Annotated in this window: 20 protein-coding genes and 1 pseudogene; 10 read left to right on the top strand and 11 right to left on the bottom strand. The window is 39.4% G+C overall.

The window, feature by feature from the left end; all coding sequences use genetic code 11:
• Window positions 1-150: 150 nt before the first annotated feature.
• The 8 genes and pseudogenes from MSTHT_RS12765 to MSTHT_RS12740 form a co-directional block, all read right to left on the bottom strand.
• Complete coding sequence (locus tag MSTHT_RS12765) at window positions 151-1284, bottom strand: DUF362 domain-containing protein (protein ID WP_048168108.1); 1134 nt, start codon at window positions 1282-1284, stop codon at window positions 151-153.
• A 179-nt stretch (window positions 1285-1463) separates the two neighbouring features.
• Window positions 1464-2456 (bottom strand): annotated as a pseudogene (gene nadE, locus MSTHT_RS12760) (NAD(+) synthase).
• A 78-nt stretch (window positions 2457-2534) separates the two neighbouring features.
• A complete protein-coding gene (locus tag MSTHT_RS12755; protein ID WP_048167051.1) occupies window positions 2535-3551 on the bottom strand; it encodes an adenine nucleotide alpha hydrolase family protein in 1017 nt (338 codons plus the stop codon).
• Window positions 3517-3744, bottom strand: a complete 228-nt coding sequence (locus MSTHT_RS15540) for an AMP-binding enzyme (protein WP_394297016.1) — start codon at window positions 3742-3744, stop codon at window positions 3517-3519. Before MSTHT_RS15540 ends, MSTHT_RS12755 begins: the two co-directional genes overlap by 35 nt.
• Window positions 3659-4396: a class I adenylate-forming enzyme family protein gene (locus MSTHT_RS15390; protein WP_269429868.1), complete on the bottom strand. Its 738-nt coding sequence runs from the start codon at window positions 4394-4396 to the stop codon at window positions 3659-3661. The genes MSTHT_RS15540 and MSTHT_RS15390 overlap by 86 nt, the downstream gene beginning before the upstream one ends.
• A gap of 7 nt (window positions 4397-4403) precedes the next feature.
• Entirely contained in the window at window positions 4404-5012 is a 609-nt protein-coding gene (locus MSTHT_RS15385) for an AMP-binding protein (protein ID WP_269429858.1), read from the bottom strand.
• A 6-nt stretch (window positions 5013-5018) separates the two neighbouring features.
• Complete coding sequence (locus MSTHT_RS12745; RefSeq protein ID WP_048168107.1) at window positions 5019-5264, bottom strand: acyl carrier protein; 246 nt, start codon at window positions 5262-5264, stop codon at window positions 5019-5021.
• 241 nt (window positions 5265-5505) lie between these two features.
• Window positions 5506-6171 carry a 4'-phosphopantetheinyl transferase family protein gene (locus MSTHT_RS12740; protein WP_231588098.1) on the bottom strand — a complete coding sequence of 222 codons (666 nt, stop codon included), beginning with the start codon at window positions 6169-6171 and terminating at the stop codon, window positions 5506-5508.
• Between the two features lie 500 nt (window positions 6172-6671).
• Here MSTHT_RS12740 and MSTHT_RS12735 point away from each other — a divergent pair, with 500 nt between their 5' ends.
• From MSTHT_RS12735 to MSTHT_RS12710, 6 genes are all read left to right on the top strand, one after another.
• A complete protein-coding gene (locus tag MSTHT_RS12735; RefSeq protein ID WP_048168105.1) occupies window positions 6672-6941 on the top strand; it encodes a DUF2551 domain-containing protein in 270 nt (89 codons plus the stop codon).
• Between the two features lie 1147 nt (window positions 6942-8088).
• Complete coding sequence (gene uppS, locus MSTHT_RS12725; protein WP_048168103.1) at window positions 8089-9027, top strand: polyprenyl diphosphate synthase; 939 nt, start codon at window positions 8089-8091, stop codon at window positions 9025-9027.
• Window positions 9028-9428: 401 nt separating this feature from the next.
• Window positions 9429-9752 carry a rhodanese-like domain-containing protein gene (locus MSTHT_RS14845; RefSeq protein ID WP_148704387.1) on the top strand — a complete coding sequence of 108 codons (324 nt, stop codon included), beginning with the start codon at window positions 9429-9431 and terminating at the stop codon, window positions 9750-9752.
• Complete coding sequence (locus MSTHT_RS12720; RefSeq protein WP_048168594.1) at window positions 9727-11820, top strand: thioredoxin domain-containing protein; 2094 nt, start codon at window positions 9727-9729, stop codon at window positions 11818-11820. The genes MSTHT_RS14845 and MSTHT_RS12720 overlap by 26 nt, the downstream gene beginning before the upstream one ends.
• 76 nt (window positions 11821-11896) lie before the next feature.
• Window positions 11897-12127, top strand: a complete 231-nt coding sequence (locus MSTHT_RS12715) for a cytochrome b5 domain-containing protein (protein ID WP_048168102.1) — start codon at window positions 11897-11899, stop codon at window positions 12125-12127.
• Window positions 12128-12401: 274 nt separating this feature from the next.
• Entirely contained in the window at window positions 12402-12950 is a 549-nt protein-coding gene (locus MSTHT_RS12710; protein WP_048168101.1) for an adenylate kinase family protein, read from the top strand.
• A 1372-nt stretch (window positions 12951-14322) separates the two neighbouring features.
• On the opposite strand, the gene MSTHT_RS12700 is transcribed toward MSTHT_RS12710, so the two are convergent.
• The 3 genes from MSTHT_RS12700 to mer form a co-directional block, all read right to left on the bottom strand.
• Window positions 14323-14844 (bottom strand): nicotinamide-nucleotide adenylyltransferase, encoded by a 522-nt coding sequence (locus MSTHT_RS12700; RefSeq protein WP_048168593.1) that lies wholly within the window; start codon window positions 14842-14844, stop codon window positions 14323-14325.
• Between the two features lie 53 nt (window positions 14845-14897).
• Window positions 14898-15941, bottom strand: coding sequence for a F420H2 dehydrogenase subunit FpoF (gene fpoF, locus MSTHT_RS12695; RefSeq protein ID WP_048168099.1), 1044 nt, complete (start codon window positions 15939-15941; stop codon window positions 14898-14900).
• 95 nt (window positions 15942-16036) lie between these two features.
• Window positions 16037-17023 carry a 5,10-methylenetetrahydromethanopterin reductase gene (gene mer, locus MSTHT_RS12690; protein WP_048168098.1) on the bottom strand — a complete coding sequence of 329 codons (987 nt, stop codon included), beginning with the start codon at window positions 17021-17023 and terminating at the stop codon, window positions 16037-16039.
• Between the two features lie 1491 nt (window positions 17024-18514).
• Between mer and MSTHT_RS12680 the strand changes: the two genes are divergently transcribed.
• The 4 genes from MSTHT_RS12680 to MSTHT_RS12665 all read left to right on the top strand — a co-directional run bounded on the left by MSTHT_RS12680 (window position 18515) and on the right by MSTHT_RS12665 (window position 21341).
• Window positions 18515-19420, top strand: coding sequence for a right-handed parallel beta-helix repeat-containing protein (locus MSTHT_RS12680; RefSeq protein ID WP_048168096.1), 906 nt, complete (start codon window positions 18515-18517; stop codon window positions 19418-19420).
• Between the two features lie 510 nt (window positions 19421-19930).
• Window positions 19931-20161 carry a DUF2180 family protein gene (locus tag MSTHT_RS12675; protein ID WP_048168095.1) on the top strand — a complete coding sequence of 77 codons (231 nt, stop codon included), beginning with the start codon at window positions 19931-19933 and terminating at the stop codon, window positions 20159-20161.
• A gap of 9 nt (window positions 20162-20170) precedes the next feature.
• A complete protein-coding gene (locus tag MSTHT_RS12670; protein ID WP_048168094.1) occupies window positions 20171-20392 on the top strand; it encodes a DUF2180 family protein in 222 nt (73 codons plus the stop codon).
• A 268-nt stretch (window positions 20393-20660) separates the two neighbouring features.
• Window positions 20661-21341 carry a flavodoxin family protein gene (locus MSTHT_RS12665; RefSeq protein WP_048168093.1) on the top strand — a complete coding sequence of 227 codons (681 nt, stop codon included), beginning with the start codon at window positions 20661-20663 and terminating at the stop codon, window positions 21339-21341.
• The last annotated feature ends 45 nt before the right edge of the window (window positions 21342-21386 follow it).

Below are 21386 nucleotides of genomic sequence, written 5' to 3'. Positions count from 1 at the left end.
CCTACTTATCTAATAATTTATACTTCTCAATGGGTTTTAATGAATAAATATATTCCTATAGTTTACGCTCAATTAAACCTGATACTGATAACCATTGAATACAATAATTTTCAGTATACTTAGCATACTAACTTCTGGATGACGTTTCTTTTAACTTCTGCTCCGGGCTACAAGTTTAAGAAGCGGTGATTTCTTTATTTCTACCGCATCGTTAGGACAAAGTTCGCGGCAGCAATAACATTGAATGCATTTCTCGTCGTTAATTTTCAGTACACTGTCAGTTTCTTCAATGGCATGAACCGAACAATTCGAAACACAGGCTCTGCAAAGGGCACAATTTGAAGTGTTAATAATGGGTTTTACAGCTAACTGCTTTCGAAGCATTTTCATGAGAAAAGAAGGTATGTAAGCAGTGATTCCGCCTTCCGGTCTTTTAAACCCGACCTTCACCTTTTCAAGAGGTGTCCCTACAATCTCAGGATGTTCAGTCCCAAATCCCCTTGCAAGAGCAGCCCTATTTGTAGGAACCTTCAAAGGATCGATTCCTATAAGCTCTGAAGCTACAATATCCAGGGCTACGCAATCATAACTTGCCATAATTACGCCTGTTTTTATAGGCGTACCATTGGACGGACCATTTCCTTCCATTCCGACCACACCGTCCATAACTGCAAGTTGGGGTTTGACTACAGAATATATGTCGATAATTGCTTGCCCGAAACGGCGTCGATCCTCCAGAAAGTGAGCTTGTTTTCGAGTTTTCTGAGGTACTGCGCCGAAGAAATTTTTTACAGCCCCAGTGTATAGTGTGAGTTCATGGGTTTTGAGCTTTGGAAGTGAGATAATTACATCAGCTTCAAGTATAGCTTTTGAGATATACAGTCGTGAGAACTCCTTGGCACCCGGAACATTAACCTCAACATAGCCTGATGTCTCAAAATTGATAAGTTCCACCCCATAATCTGAGGCAACCCTCTCAATGCCTGACTCCTTAAGCGCCTGCGAAGTAGAGGTAGAACCGGGTTTTACAATACCTGAACCATCCCCTATAACTGGAATACCTCCCACTTCTGAGACAAGCTCGCACATTGCAGCTACTACTGCAGGATGGGTTGTGACGGCATCCTCTGGCGGTCGGATAGCAAGCACATTGGGTTTGAGAAGTACGCGGTTGCCAGAAGTTATAATTTTCTCAAGCCCGCCTATAAGGTTCAGCGCCTCTTTAACCGCATCTTTCACGTTTGAGTAATCATGGCATCGAACAATTGAGACCTTGGTATTCATACTCGCACTTCTGGATTATTGCTTAAATTTATTTTATTACAGTGACATTATGTGACGGCAACCTGTCAGAAAAATTTCTAGCAGCGTATAATCAGATTTTCCGTGGAATAAGTCCTGAGAATTCTGGTTTTAGCCGGGATTTTAGCCATTATAATTCTGCTTCCAGACACTATCGTAGTTTACCTGCTAATATAGCAGATAGGCGGCGCGGCTCGTACATACTCCGTACTATCTCTAATCCTGTTGATATGTCTCAGGACTTTTTCTATAGTGTCACTTGATAGTCCGGTATTTTTCTCAATCACCTCGGTCGGCAACTGGTGCTCCTGAGCATACAGAAGCTGATCCAGAATCTCAAGAGGCATACGCCAGTAAAATTCTTCATCACTAGTAAAATGGCTCCAGGTATCAGCACTTGGAGGACGTTTCATAATAGCTTCGTTGACATTAAGCAGTCTACCCAGGGCATAAACCTGGACCTTATAACAGTCAGCTAGAGGTTCAAAATCTGAGCCTCCATCCCCGTATTTCACAAACTGACCAAGAAACAGTTCTGTCTTATTCGTTGTCCCGCAAACCGCATAGTTCAACTTCTCAGCATACATATACTGAACAAGCATTCGAGATCTCTGTTTGACATTCTGAAGTCCTATTAATTCAAGATAATCATTCGCTTTCAGTCTGTACTTCCCAGCAGGTACCCCATCTTTAACAAGCTGGATATAAGGAACATTTAAAAGTCCCTGGTTAAGAAAATCAGGAAGAACAAGCGACGTCTTATGGAGATCAGGGTCGTAATCAGGGCAGGTTCGCTTTATAATCTGTTCCTTTTTATCATAGATATTAAGCGACCTGAGGATAGGGGAGATGGACACTTCCTCGTATGGAACTCCAAGGCTCTCACAGATTTCAGCTCCAAGGGCTGCGCTGGAAGGAGAGGATTCGTCTTCAGGAAGGAGAAGACAGTACACGTTTTCCTTCCCAAGTGCATGGACACAGAGGGTTTATGCTACTGCAGAGTCTATTCCTCCAGATACTCCTATGACCACCCCTCTTTTCTTAAAAACACTTACTTGCTCTTTAATAAATTTCTTGAGATTTAAAGATAAATTTTCAATATCTCGATTAAGTTCTTCCAGAATATGGACATTTTTACCTTCTGCTGCTTCCATAGCTTAACCCTCGGAATGAATACCATTTATGTTGAATCTTAGTTATGTACCACTTATGTTGAATCTTAGTTAAAAGTCTCAAAATCGATTTAAATCGAAATTAAGCTTCTTTGCAGCCTCCATTATCAGGGGTTGAGAGAGTTCCTGAGTAATTTTCTCAAACCCTTCTTCCCTCGACATATCCCCGCTTCGAACAAGCCCTGCAATATCAAAGGTGTATGAGTGGAATCCATATTTCTTCAGGTGGTTGTAACAGGCAAAGGAATTCAAGATACAGTTAGTTGAGTTGCTGTCGTTGATTCCTGGGGATTCCCAGCCGATTTCAAGCAGGGTCTCAAGTATTACATCTTCATTATAATCCCATAGGCAGAGAGGATGAAGGATACTCGGAACATTCTCACCCAGATTTGCAAGAACCGATTTTTTCAGGAGGAAAACTTCATCCTTATCATCAACCCCTATTTTTTGGAGCTGGGTTTCAAACAGGTTTCTTGACCACTTGAGAAAATTTGCCGAGAGAGGGATTATAGGATTAGGAGACTGACCAGCTGTAAAAGCAAATACAATAAAAGGAGCCTTCTCAGTGATGGCTTTTTCGATCAGTTTTTGCTTAATGATACTGATGCAAACATTACAGATATCACTGGCTCGATATTTGGCAAATCTAGGAAAGGCGTCATAAGATTCAGCAGCTTTTCGGAATGTATCAAGCAGAATTTCCTCTTTCATTGTCAACTGGAAATAATCACAGCCTGTAATCTCACAAATCTTTTTTGCGTTTTTAATTGCACCCTCGGAAGTAAAACCATTATTGAACTGAACAGCCAGAACTTTCAAAAAGGGGTAATCTTTTTTAAGTTTATAAAGGGTGTATGAGGAGTCTTTGCCCCCTGAAAGTGCATAAATTACATCGTAGTTTCCCGTCCCTGCGTATTGTTCAAAAAGTTTTTCTATTCTTGTCAGATAATCAGTCTTTTCCTGAAGAGTAAGAGGAGTATATGTCTCACAGAAATGGCAGAGACCACTTTCCTCGTTAATCTGGATACCGGGAATATCGGAATCAAGAACACACTTTTTGCATATTAGCTTTGACATGTTTGTACTCCTCTATTATGGATCGATKGGATATTTTCCCGTTTTCGCTCAAGGGTAGATGATCAATGAACAGGATTTCTCTTGGGCACAGGTAGCCTGGAAGGTTTTTACGGCAGAACGAAAACAGATTTTCGATTTCTGTTCCTTTCTGAAGGTATGACAAGGAGACTGATTGCAGTTCCCATAAGCTCATGAGGCACAGGTACGACAAAAACCTTGGAGACCTCGGTATTCTCTTCTATATTTCTTTCAATCTCTCGCGGATTAACACGATGGTCACCTATTTTTATAAGGTCATCTTTGCGCCCGAGAAGTCGGATATATCCATTGGGAAGTTTCTGTGCAAGATCGCCGGTATGAAGCCAACCATTGATAATTTTCTTTTCAGTTGCAATCTCGTCGTCCAGATAACCCAGCATAATATTATCTCCAGCAGCAACCAGTTCGCCTGTTGTGTTAATCTCTGCGGGATTGCAATCGGAGTCAAAAACATCAAGTGTAACACCAGGAATTGCTTTTCCTATAGTGTCAACAAACTCATCCACATCTTCTGCGGGCAGGTAGGCAAGTCTAGCAGTCGCTTCAGTCTGGCCGTACATAGGAAGGATTTCAAGACCAGGAACTAACTCCTTCATTTCTTTCACAATAGCTTTATCCATTCCTCCACCTGCCGATGCAGCAGTTCTGACCTTTGCAAAGGATCGTTTGAATCTATCAGGATATTTGAGAAGTATACGGTAAGTGCTGGGTACTCCATAAAATATTGAGACATCTGATTCTATAAGGTTGAAAACTGAAGCAATGAAATTCATATTCCCAACACAGACCGAACCCCCAGACGCCAGGTGGGAGTTAATTATGGAATTCCCAAAAGCATGATGAGGGGATATTTACAAGCGCTCCTTTATCACTGGAGGTTAGCCGAAGTACCTTGATTATGGATTCTGCATTTGATACAAGATTTCTGTCACTTAACATGACTCCTTTTGGAGTACCTGTTGTGCCTGAGGTATAAAGAACAAGCCGAAGTTCAGGATTATTCCGTTCAGTCTCGATATTTTTGCGGAGAATGTTTACGGAAGTATCCCTGGAAAGAACTATTACAGTTCCAAAACGCTCAAAAAATCCCTCTCCAAATCTTGAGTACTGGGTATCGGTTGTGAGGATATTGTTGATATGGGCTGTGTCAAGAAGCTTCTCAAGACTGAACCTGGGAAATTCTATTGGCAGAGGAATGGCAATGTTAGCTGATCGGTATACTGCCATAAGCATCTTTATATACCGCATGCTTGACTCTGCCAGGATTGCAAACCGACAGTGATTAAAATCTGTCAAATGTGAAGCAATAGCATTTATATCAGTGTCAAGGCAGCTATAGGAAATGGAATTTGTGCCCTCTTCAAGAGCAATATTTTGAGGGGTTTTTCTGGCGTACTCGCTGATATACGCATCAATCCGCATACTGTGTCACTTCGACAGCTTAATTATCATATTCGCAATTCCTTCCAGAGTATCAAAATTTTCCGGGGTGAGCATGTCCTCAGGAATATCAATAGAATATTTCTCACAGATATAATCCATAAGTTCAAGCAAACCAATTGAATCTATTATGCCATTTTGAGTGAGAGAATCATTATCACCCAGCACGCTGTTATTGTCCATAAAAGAATTAGCCTTCAAATAATCGACAATGTCATCCTTAATTTGTTCCATGTTTGAGTATCCTCTTTCTTTTCTTATAGCAGACCGCCAATTGTTAATAATACTCAATGCGTCTATAATAACGTGAATTCCCACTGGTAATTATGTAACACAAATATATAAAGAATATGAAAAACTTCATGTTGGCAGAAAAGCCCTTTGTCTAAATAATCCGCAAATTTATGTGTATAGGGATGAGGTCGAAAAGGATAGTACAGGATGCAGAATTTAAGCCCTGATTTTTATAAAATGCTTAATCGTAGTTAAAATCGATTCTATGAAGGCGATTTATATTGATAGTATGCGATTTTGAACTTGTTATAACAGATAATATGTATTTCTCATTTAAAATAAAGGTCCGATAGTTGACACTGCTGAGATCCAGTTCTTTATTGAAAATAAGATGCATTTTATTATTCGAAAACTTGGAATAAGCTTCTTTCAAAGTCCATATTTTTAAAAGATCGGTATCACTTATGGGCTCGTCCGTAGATAAGAGTTTCATGCTCAGATCTTTCAAATTACTCTTAAGAGCCAGTTTTTTCTCAAGCTCAATATCAATGCCTATCTCGACTTTTGAGACTGCAAGAACTGCAACACTTTCGGTGTATGAGATACAAATGTAAAGTTCACTGTTATTAAGGATGCAGACTCTCCCATTCCTGTCTTTATATGTAGATATTCCTGAAGCAGAACGTTCACCAGTAACCTTGCATAGAATTCGTTTTAAAACTGTTCTGGAGATAATATACCTTCTCTTAAAATAACTGGTCTTTAATCTCGCAAGGGATTCCAATTCTATACTGCTGAGGTAACCTGTATTGAGGGTGTCATAATCATTTAGGTCAACAAGAAAAATAAGAGCATCGCTATGTTGCCACAGGTGGGGAATTTCATCGAGGGAAACGAGGAACGGCAACGTTAAATTCTCATTGAACACACAGTCCACCTGTATCCTTATAGTAAGAATATTGTCTCATATCAATTTTACTGGGAGTTTGCTGAACAGGGGCGTGGGGATCGAGAAATATGTGCTTTACGCCCAGATTTTAGTGTAAATATCGTATAAACAATTTTTACTTCTTCAACATACTTTACAATTCTCACCCTTTCTTAAACATTGAGATAGAGGAATTTAAATCTGAAAAAAAACCTTGATTATTTACCGCCGTCAGCAGTATGTTGAAATTCTTATATTGATATTAAATTTATACTTCATATAAATAATTGAAAAAAGCAATACTAAAATATATAAACGATAAGGATATAGGGTATTCGTTCCTTAGCGCCCCTACTTGGAGGTCGCACATTTTTTATAAGTAAAAGAATAGTGAGTAATATAATGCAAAATCAATATAACTCAATCATTAACTGAGGTGTCAGAAACTGCAAACTGCGGAAGAAAGGGTAAGAGCGAGATTGATAAAGTATCTCGGTAGGGATGAAAGCGGGATACGCAAGGTTGTGCTCAATCTCTTCCTGACCGGAGGCAAGTTCACCACCGGTGAAGTTTACGATTACCTGGATAAAGGGAATTTTGAGGTAAGCTACCGAGGAGTCTCGGCTATGGTCGGGCTTATGAACACAAGGCTCGGGATCCTGAGCATAAATGTCTCCGGAGATCACAACGTATATTCCCTTAAAGAAAACTACAAAAACATTGTCGGCTCCGTGCTTGAAAACTACTGAGCCGTTTTTATTGTTACCTGTTTTTGAGTGAGAATTTTCGAATTACCTACATGTTCTGCTAAAACAGTGAAAATATATAGACTGACCGAAGGTTTTCGATCTTGCTTAAGGATATTTAATCTGAAGTAAAAACTGAGAGATTAGAAATCTGGAGGCTTCCAGAATTTATTTCAATGTGACCAGTTGTGCACACCACAATCACTCCAGATAATGCTGATTTTTGCTATTACGCTAGTTGTGGTTCTGTCAGATACTCAAGAACAGGTTACATTTGAAGTTTGATTTCCTGTTCCGGGATATGCATGTTAAAACTCAGAGTGCTTTAACTCCTAAGTATATCCTTGCATATCCGCTATCATATATCGCATGATAGTTGTTATCGAGGGAGTGTTTGAAAGAAGGACCAAGCAACAGTTTAGGAACATATTGAACTCTGATAGGCCGATCTAAACTGATTTTTCTCCAGATTAACATTCTGTCTGCCATACGTTTCCAATCTAAAGTCCCCTCAGGACTAACTGCATACTCTCCGACTCTGTTTCTGGATAAGTATGTCTGGAATATATTACTGACTGTCTGGGCATCTGTCAAAATTATATCCATACGAATCGTTAAGTTTTACACACATGCTGATCTCAGATTCAATCCAGATCAGTTTTTGATTGAAACTTTTCCCACAAATGGGAAAATCCATATTTGCCATAGAATTAGTTATCATAAAGAATGAAAATATTATAAGTAGAACGGAGATAAAAGCAGCTTTACGAAATTTATCAAGGATGAAATCGAGGTGTGAACATTACACTAATTAACCCCGTTACCCAACTAATAGATAGATTATCTGAGTAATAAACTTTTTGCATATTTTATAGAGGATAAAAGAGTATTTCTCTTTGCCAAGGTTCACTCTGATAGTCATTTTAGAGGATTTTCAAGAAAGAATTAAGTAGAGACTTATTAAATTTGATTAAATTGTCTAAGACTGCATATGAAACTACATTTACGATAAAGAGGTTTCTTAAGCAAAAGAAATATTAATATCTTGAGTAAGAGAAGGTAATTAGGTTCCATTGGAGAGAAGTTTACGCGGGTACTTCTCATATCCGTCGTATATTAAGGAGGAAAGCGTATAAAAATTTTAAAAGAAATGTCCTGGAACAGCAGAATCTTGCGAGCGGGACTTCGTTTTTTGAAAGACCGCGTCTTCAGTATATTTTATCGTGAATATGAGAAAAGACTCGAGATAGACATTCTGAACTCAGAAATTCCACATCATGTAGCTGTGATTATGGATGGGAACCGCAGGTATGCGGGACAGCTGGGAAAGACTCGGAGTTACGGGCATGCAATGGGGGCAGAAGTTACTGAAAAGGTAATTGAGTGGTGCTATGAGATAGGAATAAAGCAGCTTACTCTTTACGCCTTTTCTACGGAAAATTTTCAACGCTCAGAAGAGGAAGTTGACGGTCTCTTCAACCTTATCAACGAGAAGTTCCTGAAACTCTACTCTGACCCAAGAACACATGAACAGGAGATACAGGTCCGCGTCATAGGAGACAGGTCAAAACTACCTGCTTTTCTTAATGAGTCGATTGAAAAAACAGAAAAAGCTACGGAGAACTACAGGAAATTTCACCTTAACGTTGCTATTGCCTATGGAGGCAGGCAGGATATAATTCAAGCAGTCCGTGATATTGCAAGTTGTATTTCCAATGGAAAACTCTCCCTTGAGGAGGTAGATGAAAATCTTATTTCAAAACATCTTTACCCTGCCCCGGGAGTTTCTGTTCCGAACGTTGACCTCATTATCCGAACTGGAGGAGATGAAAGGATTTCAAATTTCCTTCCCTGGCAGGCTAACGGGAGTGAATGTGCCGCTTATTTCTGTGCTCCTTTCTGGCCAGAGTTTCGAAAAATCGATCTTCTACGCTCTATTCGAGTATATCAAGCCAGAAAAGCTGAAAGAAAACTGGAACAATCATACAGAGCCTCAAAAGTTGTAAATTTTCTGAAAATAGGAAACCGTGGGGAAAAATTCGAAGAGATTGGACAGCTCCAATCAGTAAAAAGGCAGGGGATTTCCTGAAATATTCTACAAATTATAATTTTATTGCAAGCAATTTGAAATAATCTTATTACAGTTAAATATATTTCTTTCAGGAACTTGAATGCAGAAATTTCAAAATAAAAAGAATGATACATTTGAGAAGTTTTTTGTCTATCTTTTCTGTCTATATTACTTTTAAAGCAGCCGTCCAGACTTTTTAAGATATTATAAGAATAATCTCCCTGAATACCGATATATTGATATTGAGGAGATGAGTATTTAAAGTGGGGAAATTTAGCTGTATCGAATTTTTCAGATTACAGGCTTACAAAATGCCTTGGAAAGAATATCATAAATATTAGGGATAGACTAATTAATTCCAGAGCCGGATTTCGTTTAGAAGGGTATCTGGAGATAGATTAGAAACCTGGGGAGTTAGAATGGATACTGTTAGCGAGTTAAATTCGCATCCCTTAAAGATTTACTTTCAGAGGGATGAGGGATCAAATGGTATAACACCTGTAATTACGGCTCAGGATCATCTTCAGTATAATTTAAAATTACTGAAAACTGAAAACGTGGGAGACAAAGAAATTGTGGTTACATGCCCTTCAGGCGTACAGGCAATGATAGCTGCCAGAATACTGACCAGGGAAGGTGCAGGGAGAACCAAAATTTCTAACGACAGAAAACTCACTGGCGGGAAGAAGAAACCTGAGAAAAGCCGGAGGGATTTTACTGGGAAAAGAATACAGAAAACCTAACCGCCTGATAAATGAAAAGAGCCCTTATCTTCTCCAGCACGCCTATAATCCTGTGGATTGGTATCCATGGGGAGAAGAGGCTTTTGATAAAGCCAGAAAAGAAAATAAACCTATTTTTCTGTCAATTGGTTACTCCACCTGCCACTGGTGCCATGTGATGGCACATGAGTCTTTTGAGGACGAAGAAGTAGCAAGACTCATGAATAAGGCTTTTGTTTGCATAAAAGTAGACCGGGAAGAACGACCTGATATTGACAATGTCTATATGACAGTCTGCCAGATTATGTTAGGAAGAGGGGGCTGGCCGCTTAATATTATCATGACTCCAAGCATGAAACCTTTTTTTGCCGGAACCTACATTCCTAAAAAGTCCCGTTTTAACCAGACAGGAATGCTTGAGCTCGTGCCCAGGATAGAGGAGATCTGGAAAAGGCAAAATAAAGAAATACTTGATTCGGCTGAAAAAATCACGGCTTCTATCCAGAATATGATCACAGAGTCAGCGGGAGCGAGCATAGGGGAGACTATAATAGAAGAAGCTTATGAAGAATTGTTGAATTCTTTTGATAATGAATACGGTGGTTTTCAGAGAGCCCCAAAATTTCCTACACCACATAAAATATTCTTTTTGCTCCGTTACTGGAAACGCAGCGGAAATCCTGAAGCTCTTCATATGGTAGAATACACCCTGGAAAACATGTACAGGGGAGGAATCCATGACCATCTGGGTTCGGGTTTCCATCGTTACTCTACAGATAATATGTGGATTGTTCCTCACTTTGAAAAAATGCTGTACGACCAGGCTCTTATTGCGACCGCATATATAGAAGCCTATCAGGCTACCGGAAAGAGCCTATATAAAGAAGCAGCAGAGGGAGTTCTCGGCTATGTGCTAAGAGATCTTACATCTCCGGAAGGTGGATTTTACTGTGGAGAAGATGCCGACGTAGATGGAGAGGAAGGAAAGTATTATCTCTGGAATTTAGAGGAAATCAGTAGTGTGCTTAGTCCTGAAGAATCCGAGCTGATTACACAGGTGTTCAATCTCAGCCCAGAAGGTAATTTTGAAGAGGAAATAAGAGGTAAAAAGACAGGGACCAATATTCTTTATTTGTCCCGCCCCCCGGAAACCATTGCTGCCGAGATGGGAGTTCCCTCAGACGAGATTAAGAATCGGATAGAAGTAGCTAAAGAAAAACTTCTTGCAGCCCGGAATAAACGTAAAAGACCTGCAAAAGATGACAAAATTCTCACAGATTGGACTGGACTTATGATTACAGCTTTTGCAAAAGGTTTCCAGGCCTTTGGGGAAGAAAAGTATCTGAAAGCTGCCGCAAATGCTGCAGATTTTATTCTCAGCAGGCTCTACAGTCCCGATAAACGACTGCTTCACCGATATAGAGAAGGGGAAGCCGGAATTCCCGGGACTGCTGATGACTACGCATTTCTGATTAATGGACTTCTGGATCTTTACGAGGCAGGATTCGAACTTCGCTATCTTAAAGCAGCCCTTTGCCTTAATAAGGAATTCCTTGAACATTTCTGGGATCCTGTTCAGGGTGGGTTCTTCTTTACCGCAGACGATAGTGAATCACTTATTTTCAGGAAAAAAGAATTTGCTGATGCAGCCATACCATCAGGTAACTCCATTGAGATGTTGAACCTTCTTCGACTTGCGAGAGTGACTGCAGATCCTGAGTTAGAAGATAAAGCTCAGGAGCTGGGACGTGCTTTTTCAAAACACATAAAGAAAATGCCATCAGGGTACACCCAGTTTTTATCAGCGTTTGATTTTGGGCTGGGTCCTACATATCAGGTAGTAATTGCAGGAAAGCGTGAGTCTGCGGACACGGAGCGTATACTCGAAGAACTCAGGGCTTATTTTATCCCCAATAAAGTGCTGGTTTTCAGACCTGAAGGAAAAGATCCAGAGATTACAAATCTGGCAACATATACGAAAGACCAGACTCCTATAGAGGGAAAAGCCACTGTATACGTCTGCCAGAATTATGAATGTCAGCTTCCTACTACTGAGGTCAATGAGATGTTAAAAATGCTAAATGTATGAATAAAGTATAATTGAGGTTACCGCCAATTAACTGTTAAATTAATTAACTGTTAAATATTAGAATGGAGGCATGGAAATGAAAGAATATACACTTGAAGAACTTGCAGAGTACAACGGCAAAAACGGCAAGATGTATGTTGCCTATCAAGGTCAAGTCTATGATGTTTCAGACAGTTATCTATGGGAAGGTGGCGTCCACCAGGGACTGCATGACTCAGGAAGAGACCTTACTGAAGAAATGGATGAGGCGCCTCATGGGCCTGAAATATTTAAGGACTTTCCTGTTGTAGGAACTTTGAAAGAGTGAAACCGGTCTGGTGTTAGGGAATTAAATTCGTTCCCTGGCAGGTGATTATAACAAATTAATCCAAAGATTTAGGAATTTTAAAACTTTTTAAAAAACGTTTTTATATTTTACCAAACTTTAAGGAACCCTGAAAAGATGGCACATTAAATTTTAGGACTTAAATTTCAGGGCTTGAGGAAGCAAAAAATTCCGCAGGTCCGGATATAATCACTAACATTGCTCTCGTTTTCTGAGCTGCATTAAGTATAATTGATATAAATCCATTTTTTTCTTTATGTTAATAGGACTCACCGGTACACCGGGCACTGGAAAAACCACAGTTAGCAATTTTCTTGAAAGAAAAAGGCACTGGAAAGTAATTCATCTTAACGACCTCATCAAAGAAGAGCATCTTTACACTGAGATTGATAAGGAGAGGGACGCTGTCATTGCAGATATGGAACTTATCAGGCAGCGTCTTGCAGAGATTATTAGTGGAAAGGAAGATGAGGTAATAATTCTTGAAAGTCATCTTGCTCATTACATTGCGGATACTGTAATTGTACTCAGGTTATATCCTCCTGAACTAAAAATAAGGTTAAAAGCGCGAAGTTATTCAGAAGAAAAGATAAAGGAGAATGTTGAGGCTGAAGCTCTCGATGTAATTTTAGTTGAAGCCTTTGAATGGTGTGAAAAAGTTTTTGAAATCAATACGACAGGCAAAAGCATTGAAGAAACGGGACAGGATATAGAAAAAATCATAGAACACATTTTAAGCGGCAGTGAGGAAGAACTATTAGAGTATAAACCTGGATCAATTGACTGGATTGACCTCGTTGATTGATCTTTTCATAAATTGCCTTTTTGGTAAAAACTTTTTCCTAAAAAGTTTTTGATAAAACTTTTTTCCTGAAAAGTTTTCGATAAAACTTTTTTTGGTAAAAACTTTTTCCTAAAAAGTTTTTGATAAAACTTTTTTCCTGAAAAGTTTTCGATAAAACTTTTTTTCCTAAAAAAATTCATTTTAAAGAAAAGTAGTAAGGAATATGGGGATCAGACCCCGGAAGATTAAAACTTCCTTTTCCCTTAAAAGTGCTTAGCACTTGCAACTTTTGCATGCTGAACCAGTGGGGTTCTTTGCACAGACAGAAGTGCACTTTGAGCAGCTGTCGCAGTTGATATTAAAGGTAATTGTTGCACAATCGGTTCTTCCATCTTTACCCTTTATACAGTATTTGAAACTGTCAGTACAAGCTTTAGTGCACTTTGCTGGCTTTGTGTAGCAGAATTTACCATTACTCTGAATACAGATCTTACCGCCCAGTTTGGTATCATAGCATCCAGGTTTAACAACTTTAAGGTTGCATCCTTTGTCATTCTTCAGCACGTTATTACAGTAAGATTTAGATTTACAATTAATTGTAAATTTATCGTTTACTGCGTCTGTCTTTACCTTACACTTGCTACATGAAGAACACGCTGCGGCTGCTCCTGTCATAGACATGACAAAGAAGACCAGCGTGATAACACAAATTGTCTTAAACATGGTTCTTCTCATAATACATCCTCCATAGTATACACTCAACCATAAAAAATTTCAAAGAGATTGGTTTTTAAATCCGATTCTCAATGGCAATGAAAATATACTTTTCCAGATAAACCCCCCGATTTATCAGGGAAGTATATTTCATATGATTGAGTGATAGTTTTTCAATACATTTCAACTAACAGTTTAATTTTAAATTGTCAGTTTTGAAATTTTATGCATCTTTAACTTTTCCAGAAATATAGTCACTTACCAATGTGTTGAGTTACAATATCGATTGCAGCAGTTAACCTAGTATCTAAAACTTAGGTTAAAAGTTGAAACGTACTGTAACAGAACACATGGGAATTGAGCCTATATTTGTGTGAAAAAGTTTCAAGAGTTCACAAGTAGAGATAGGGTTTTCTTTTATAAAAAATTTTCTCTTTGATATAAGTCATACTGTTTACATCTAACACTTATCTAAAAAATTTAAAATGAGAGTGAAAAAGAGTTTTTCATTAAAGAAAGCTAAGAGTAAGGAAAAGATGAAAAAAGTAAAGAAAGCTGTAGAGAAAAAATAAAGGTGAAAATTAGCTACATTGAGAGGGAGGAAAAGGCTGTAAACTTTTTTAGAGACTGATAAACAGCGTTAAGTCACTAAATGCAAAATCTGATATGCAGAGTACATTCATAGCGAAGAAGTGCTATCACTGGCAGAAACATTTCTTAAGCGAGTTACTCCATCAATTTCCTTTATGACTTCCACAATAGGTTTTGGAACAAGGTGTTCCCATTTCTCCCCTGCAACCATCCGCCTCCGGATCTCCGTGCCAGAATATTTCTCCCGAACATAAAGGGGGGATTCCTTTACGCAAAACCCGGCTTCTCGGAAGAGTTGAATAACAAGTGGATTGTTTGAGTACACTACTTGAAAATTTGGAGTTCGGGATGCAACGTGATGAACCCAGATAGAGTTATATCTGACGTCTTCAATGGGGAGAACATAGTGTCGGATAGGGAGATTTTCAAGCGCATTGTACAGCATCAACACTCTTTCCCCTGCCGTAAAAGGATCAGTGGGTTCGTGACTTTTCTGGGCGCTTCCTATGCCTATGACCAATTCGTCAACTTCTTCCGCAATCTGCTTAATTATAGCATGGTGCCCGAAATGATACGGTTGAAAACGTCCAATATAAAAAGCTCGCACCATCCCGGATTCCAACCTCCTACCATGCACAGACTATCTTTTCATATATCACAGTTTTAGACCACTTCGTTACGGATCCCTGTCTCAAAGGTGAACTTCTTACATATTTCCGCAAAATATTCAGCATTGTTTTTGCGCTTCGTATCAATAAGCTTTCCGACAAGTTCGAGACCTGGCTTGGGGTCTTCCATAATTTCCATCTCATCAAGAACCATATCGAAGTATTTCTCTCCGATCTCTGTTCTTATAAAGACCGAGTTCCACCCATCTGGAGCTCCGACAGAACCTATTGAAATATCGGCAAAGACCGAAGTATAGTCACAGCAGTGATGGCAGGGGTTCCGTGCATATTTAGCCACATCCTTGATAGGTACAGTGTGAACCTCACCGTCACTAGTATAGACCCAGAATTTACCTTTGGTAAACTCCATCTTTGTGACATCCTCGATCTTTACTTTCATGATCTCAGGAATTATCTTTCCAAGCATTGCCTCTTGATGAAAACTTTCCATACAGAGTAATCCAAGAATAAGTACAATTTTTTCGCTTACGTTATCCCGGATAAGTTTTGCAGAATGAACCTGGCAGGGCACACCGACAACAGCAATCCGGTCATATTTTTCGAAGGCTTCTCTAAGAGCTGCAACGACTGGGTCAGAGGTATATTTGGTTCCTCTTGTCCTCTCTACGTCTTCAGCACTTGTCAATAGAACTACTTCAGGTTCCCATTTCTCGTTTCGAGTAACTCCGACGGCGCAATCTATCTCACCCTTATTGAAAAGAGTTTTCAGGATACCGCTGGTTACTCCTCCATCCTGGCTACCGGCACTGTCCTTAGATCTGGCAGCAAAAAACTTGCGTACATTTGCAAGCTCATTCTCAATAAAACCGTCTACTACCGGACAGATTCTACTGCAGATTAAACAACCTTCACAAACCAGATATCCAGCTCCTTTCTCATAAAGACTCAGATCATTCGGATCACGAATTTCTGCCGCCTTCTTTACAGTTACAGCCCCTATAGGACACACGGCTTCGCATGCTCCGCAGGCTGCGCATACGTCATATTCAATGACTTCTGCAATCTTTGGTGGTGGCATTAGTTACCTCCAGTGCCTTAATTTGCTTGCCTTAAGGACAAATGTTTTTTAAAAAATACAAAAAATAAAAAATATTGTGAAGGATGTAATAAAAATTACATCTTTGCAATGATTTCTTTACCTATAAGCTTTATTGCTTTTTCTTTGTCAGGACCGATCGGAGATCCGGCAACAACCTGGGTAACTCCGATTGCTTCCAGGTCCTTGATTCTCTTCATGCAGTCCTCAGGAGTTCCGCAGATGGAGAAAGCCTCAATCATCTGGGGGGTTACAAGTCCGCCCATGAGAGCTCCGAAGTCTCCCTTGGCAATTGCTGCACCTATCTGGCTCTTGGCTTCAACTGGAATTCCATGGCGCTCAAGAACAAGGTCAGGAGAACCTGCAACAATGAATGCAACAACGACTTTTGCGGCATTGACTGCCTTTGCAGGGTCTTTGTCAATTGAGAAGCAGGTGTATGCTGCAACATCGACCTCTTTCGGGTCACGGCCTGCCTTTGCAGCTCCTTTCTTGATCTGCTCGACAGCAACTTCGAAGTCCTTCGGGTGGGATGCATTTATAAGGACGCCATCTGCAATCTCACCGGCAAGTTCGAGCATCTTGGGACCCTGTGCACCCATGTAAATGGGAACCTCTCCAACTTTAAAGGCAAGCTTTGCACCTGCAAACTTAACCATTTCCCCATCCATAGATACTTTCTGGCCTGAGATGAAAGCTCTGATTGCCTGAATAGCTTCTTTGGTGGTTGCAAGAGGTTTCTCCCATGCAATGCCCATGGCATCGAAGGTTGCTTTGTCTCCTGGACCGAGACCGAGGACTGCCCTTCCACCTGAAATTTCAGCAATCGAGGCAATGCTGGATGCTGTAATTGCGGGATTTCTGGTGTAGGAATTTGTAACACCAGTGCCGATCTTTATACTGTTTGTGTTAAGAGCCAGAATGGTGAGAGTGGAGTATACATCACGGTTGTTGTAATGGTCAGTGATCCAGACATAGTCGAATCCCTGCTGTTCTGAAAGCTTTGCGTAATATGCGATCTTTAAGGCAGGATCGCTAGGCACAAATTCAATTCCGAACTTCATCTCAAGTTACTCCTGAGTACTGTTTATTTAAATAATGGGTTCGTTTTTGTCCCCAATATATCACTTTTGAAATAATTAATACCCATTAACAATAGATATTAATTATGAATCTTAAGAATTCAAGTAACAGTATTTAAGAATCTATATATAATTAACTGTATTAAACGAATTATATAAAACTTATATGATAAAAAACCTTCCTCATTTTTCCTCACACTGGAGTTTTTTCAAACTCCAGCCATTAAAGAAAGTTAACCAAACCTTAAAAATCTTTCCTAAAAACCACATTAGTAGCCTCGCTTTCAAATCATACATGCCTGGATAGACAAAGCGGGAAAAGGCATTTTTAAAAGAATTTATTTTTACCAAAGCTAGCAAAAGGTTTATATTGGAAAACGGCATGTGCCGATATCCCCAATGACATGCTCAAAAATATCCTTATTATCAAGCAATACCTTTCTGAATTTTAATCGACTCTTTTATAAAATAAAGTGATAGGACTCTTTTATAAAATTAAGCGACAGAAATATTTTGCTGAAAATTCCAACCAAAAGATCGAATTGTCCAGCAATTAACTACCTTTTTACTCTGTAAAGCTCTCCATTAAAGTTTTGGAAAATATACAATTGTCTTAAGGTAAGATAAACTCCGATTCAGAGACTCCCGAATAATGCCCAGAACATTTATTTTTGCGGCAGCACGTCTACCGAATACGTTTTTAGATTAATTAGTACAATTATAAGTTTACATTTAACAATCGTTCTTGACCATTTTTTAGACGATCTGGATATATGATCGTATCCTTTTTCTTTTGAATAAAAACCTACACTTATGGAGTTAATAATGTAGCTGATTTGAGATCTATTGTGAAAATTCAATTTATTATTATCTTAAACATTATAGGATACCAAAATAACGACATACTGTTAAAACTTATTTTACAAAGTGCCAAAAACATTTTATAATAGAACTGCATAAGCCTGTGTGTCAACTCAGGAATTCGACAATGCTGAATAACAGCTTTTTAAAAGTAGAGTTGACCTGTGGCAAAAGACCGTTATAAGTAAACAGAAAGTATTGACCAGAAGGATGCGTCCTGTGGTCAGTAGCAAGTTTTGATTTGTAATCCAAAACTTCTAGTTTCCAGCCACCTCCAGTGACTACTCCCTATAAGTGATTGGAGAGTGGAGACTCTGTGTGCAATGTGTACGCCCCACTAAAACAAAAGAACCCACTAAATCAAATGAACCGGATTGGATAGGTTCGAAAATATTACGCAGACGTAATAGGAAACATACCAGTATAGAGCCGACCTGATCAGGGAATTCTGTTAAAGAATTCGAAAATCCCTACCTGATTAGATTAGTTCGGAAAAGTAAGTATTACGAGCACGTAATATGAATTTTTAAAGACAATTGGGAAAAAGTACCTTACTGTACGTGTTTTAATTTCACTTAAATCCCCATAAAAATCCAACCCAAAGGTGATATTATGCTTAAAAGACAACTAGGAACCCTATTCCTGGTAACATGCTTTATTTTAACAACTGTACCAGCTTCTTTAGGCGCTGCGAGCACACAGAGTTCAAAGGTAATAACTGTTGCAGGAGACGGAAGCGGAGACTATAATGTTGATGGGAAAGCCGACGACGTCGAGATTAACCAGGCTCTCGAATTTGCGGCAAATAACCCTGGCACAACTGTCTACCTTAAAGGTCCATTTACATACGATATAAGTGATTCTCTCAGAATCGGTAGCAGCACAGTCCTTGAAGGAGACTCCAGTGTAACAATTAAGCTTGCCAAAGGACTACCCCTCTGGGGCAGCCGCGAGAGCAGCATTGCAGAAAAGAAAGCCATGCTTATGATTAGAGGCAGTTCTGCAAACGACATTACAATTAGAGGCTTTACTGTTGATGGCAGTCAATCAGACCATTATCCTAACGTCAGGCTTGGAACTTCCTCCTACAATATGGCAACACTCATAGGCGTTAATGGATTAACAATTCAGGACATGACATTCCAGAACGGGTGTAACGACGCCATGCTTATTTCAAAATCCAGCAACGTCATGATCGACACAGTAACTGTAAACAAGTGTGGTCACGATGGTGTGTATGCTTATCATGTAAACGGCATTACAGTTAAGAACTCTAAATTTATTAACCGGACTAATTCATCCGTTAGGTTCGATTCCGTTACCGATGGTGTAATGATAAACAATGAGTGTACTACATCTGGTGGTGGATACGCTGGTTTGGAATTACAGGGAACTCTTAAGAACATAGAAGCCTCTGGTAACTATTTCCATGATTTGCCTTTCCCTGCAGTAGTACGTATAAACACAAAAGAAACTAATGTAAATATCCACGACAACAGAATTGAAAACTGTGGATAAGGAACTTAATTTATTGGAAAACTCTCAGCTCATTACCTGAGAGTCAAACCCATTTATTTTAAAAAGATCCTGAGATCAGGCTTAAAAGTTGCCTGCTTTGTAGTTGATTTCATTCTGCAATTTTATATTAACCGTTGCCTGGCTTTTTTTAGAATATTCGTTGCAATTTTCCTGTAACAGTTTTGAGATAATAATAAATAATGAAATGTTATTGTGTATATTGGAGATAAAGATCAGCAGTTAATAGACTGCCAGATAAAAATAGTTTTGAGAAGAAGAGGAGAACTGGTCAGGGGACGTGCTTGCTAAAGAGTAAAGGTCCCTTTGTGAGATCAACGGTAGCGAAATTGTCGAGAAAAGAATTGAAACTGAATTTCGTTTGCTGCAGAGGGGGAGATAACTCATATAAAGAAACAGGTGAGAATTTCCTTTGAACTAACACAAGAGTGTTTATAATGCTTTTAAATTTGAAATGGAGTAAGAATATTTTTAGATTTAGAGGGAAGAACAATGAAATGTTATGAGTGCGCAAGAGAAGGTAAAGATACTGATGCTGTTGGAATTTGCATTGTCTGTGGAAGAGGAGTCTGCAAAGAGCATCTTATTCATGAAGAAACTCCTGCCTGGGAGGGGGATTATCCTATCAAGCTAAAACCCGACCTCGAGCATATTAAAAGGATTGTATGTGTTCCCTGTCATCAAGCCCTGAAGGAAAACTGTCTATTTAACGAGGTATGCTGAGGTGATTATATGCTGAAATGTTACGATTGCTTTGAGAAGAGTAAAGATACCGAAGCCGTTGGTGTATGCATTGTTTGCGGTAAAGGTTTATGTATGGAGCATATTAAAGAGGTTGAGTTTCCCATGAAAGGGGGATATCCGCTGCCTAATTTGAATCTAAAAAAAGGGCTTCCCAGGATGATGTGCCGCGAATGTATAGACACTGTTTTTGGCGAAGATATGTGCGTATGATTCCACAGGTTTCAACATAATGTCTAAATTGTAGGTAACCTTTCTTAAGGAAGTAGCAGAATATATTTATAAAAGTATATGAAAAGCCCACATTCAGAATACATTTCCGCATTCAGCCTCTTAAAATGAAATTCAAACAGTTTTCCTGCAAAGTTAAAAACTGGAAAATTATGTAATAAAACTGTTCAGGCATAGAATTATTTGTCCGAATGCCATACCAGCATACAAGGTATATTCGGTTATGTCTGATATATAATTTGGAGGGGACATGCAAGAAACCGAAGCCAGACCGATAAGGATTCTCGGAATATCCGGAAGTCCCAGGAATATGGCGACTGATTTTCTGGTCCGGGAAGCGCTCAAGATTGCAGAGGAGAAATATGGAGCAGAAACTTATTACTTTTCTGTCAGAGGAAAAAAGCTGAACTTTTGCATCCACTGCGACTTCTGTATAAGAACAAAGGAAGGCTGTGTTCATAAGGATGACATCTCAGCTGAACTTTATGACAAAATGATCTGGGCAGACGCCTGGATTATTGGAACTCCGGTTTATCAGGGAACATTGAGTGCTCAAACCAAAACAATAATGGATAGATGCAGAGCCGTACTTGCCCAAAATCCCAAAATTTTTTTGAATAAAGTAGGGATGGGCATAGCTGACGGAGGAGACAGGATGGGAGGACAGGAGCCGGCAATCCAGACTATCCTGAACTTTTATGTGATCAATGAAATGATACCTGTGGGAGGGGGTTCTTTCGGAGCGAACCTGGGGGGAACGTTCTGGTCAAAGGACAAAGGAGCAGAAGGTGTATCTGAGGATTCTGAAGGCATGAGAAGCCTCAGAAAAACCCTGAAAAAGCTTATCCAGACAACCCAACTTGTAAGAAGAGCTTCTTCAGAAGAATCCGAACCCCTGTCATCTGAGATGCCGCAAAAAGCAGCCAAATAATGTAAACTCTGGAAAGATAGGTGTCTTCGGAATTCAGGTTAATCA

It is taken from the genome of Methanosarcina thermophila TM-1, from assembly GCF_000969885.1.
Taxonomy (GTDB): Archaea; Halobacteriota; Methanosarcinia; order Methanosarcinales; family Methanosarcinaceae; genus Methanosarcina; species Methanosarcina thermophila.
Note: the sequence above shows the minus strand (reverse complement) of the source record. Positions and strands in the feature narration are given on the sequence as shown.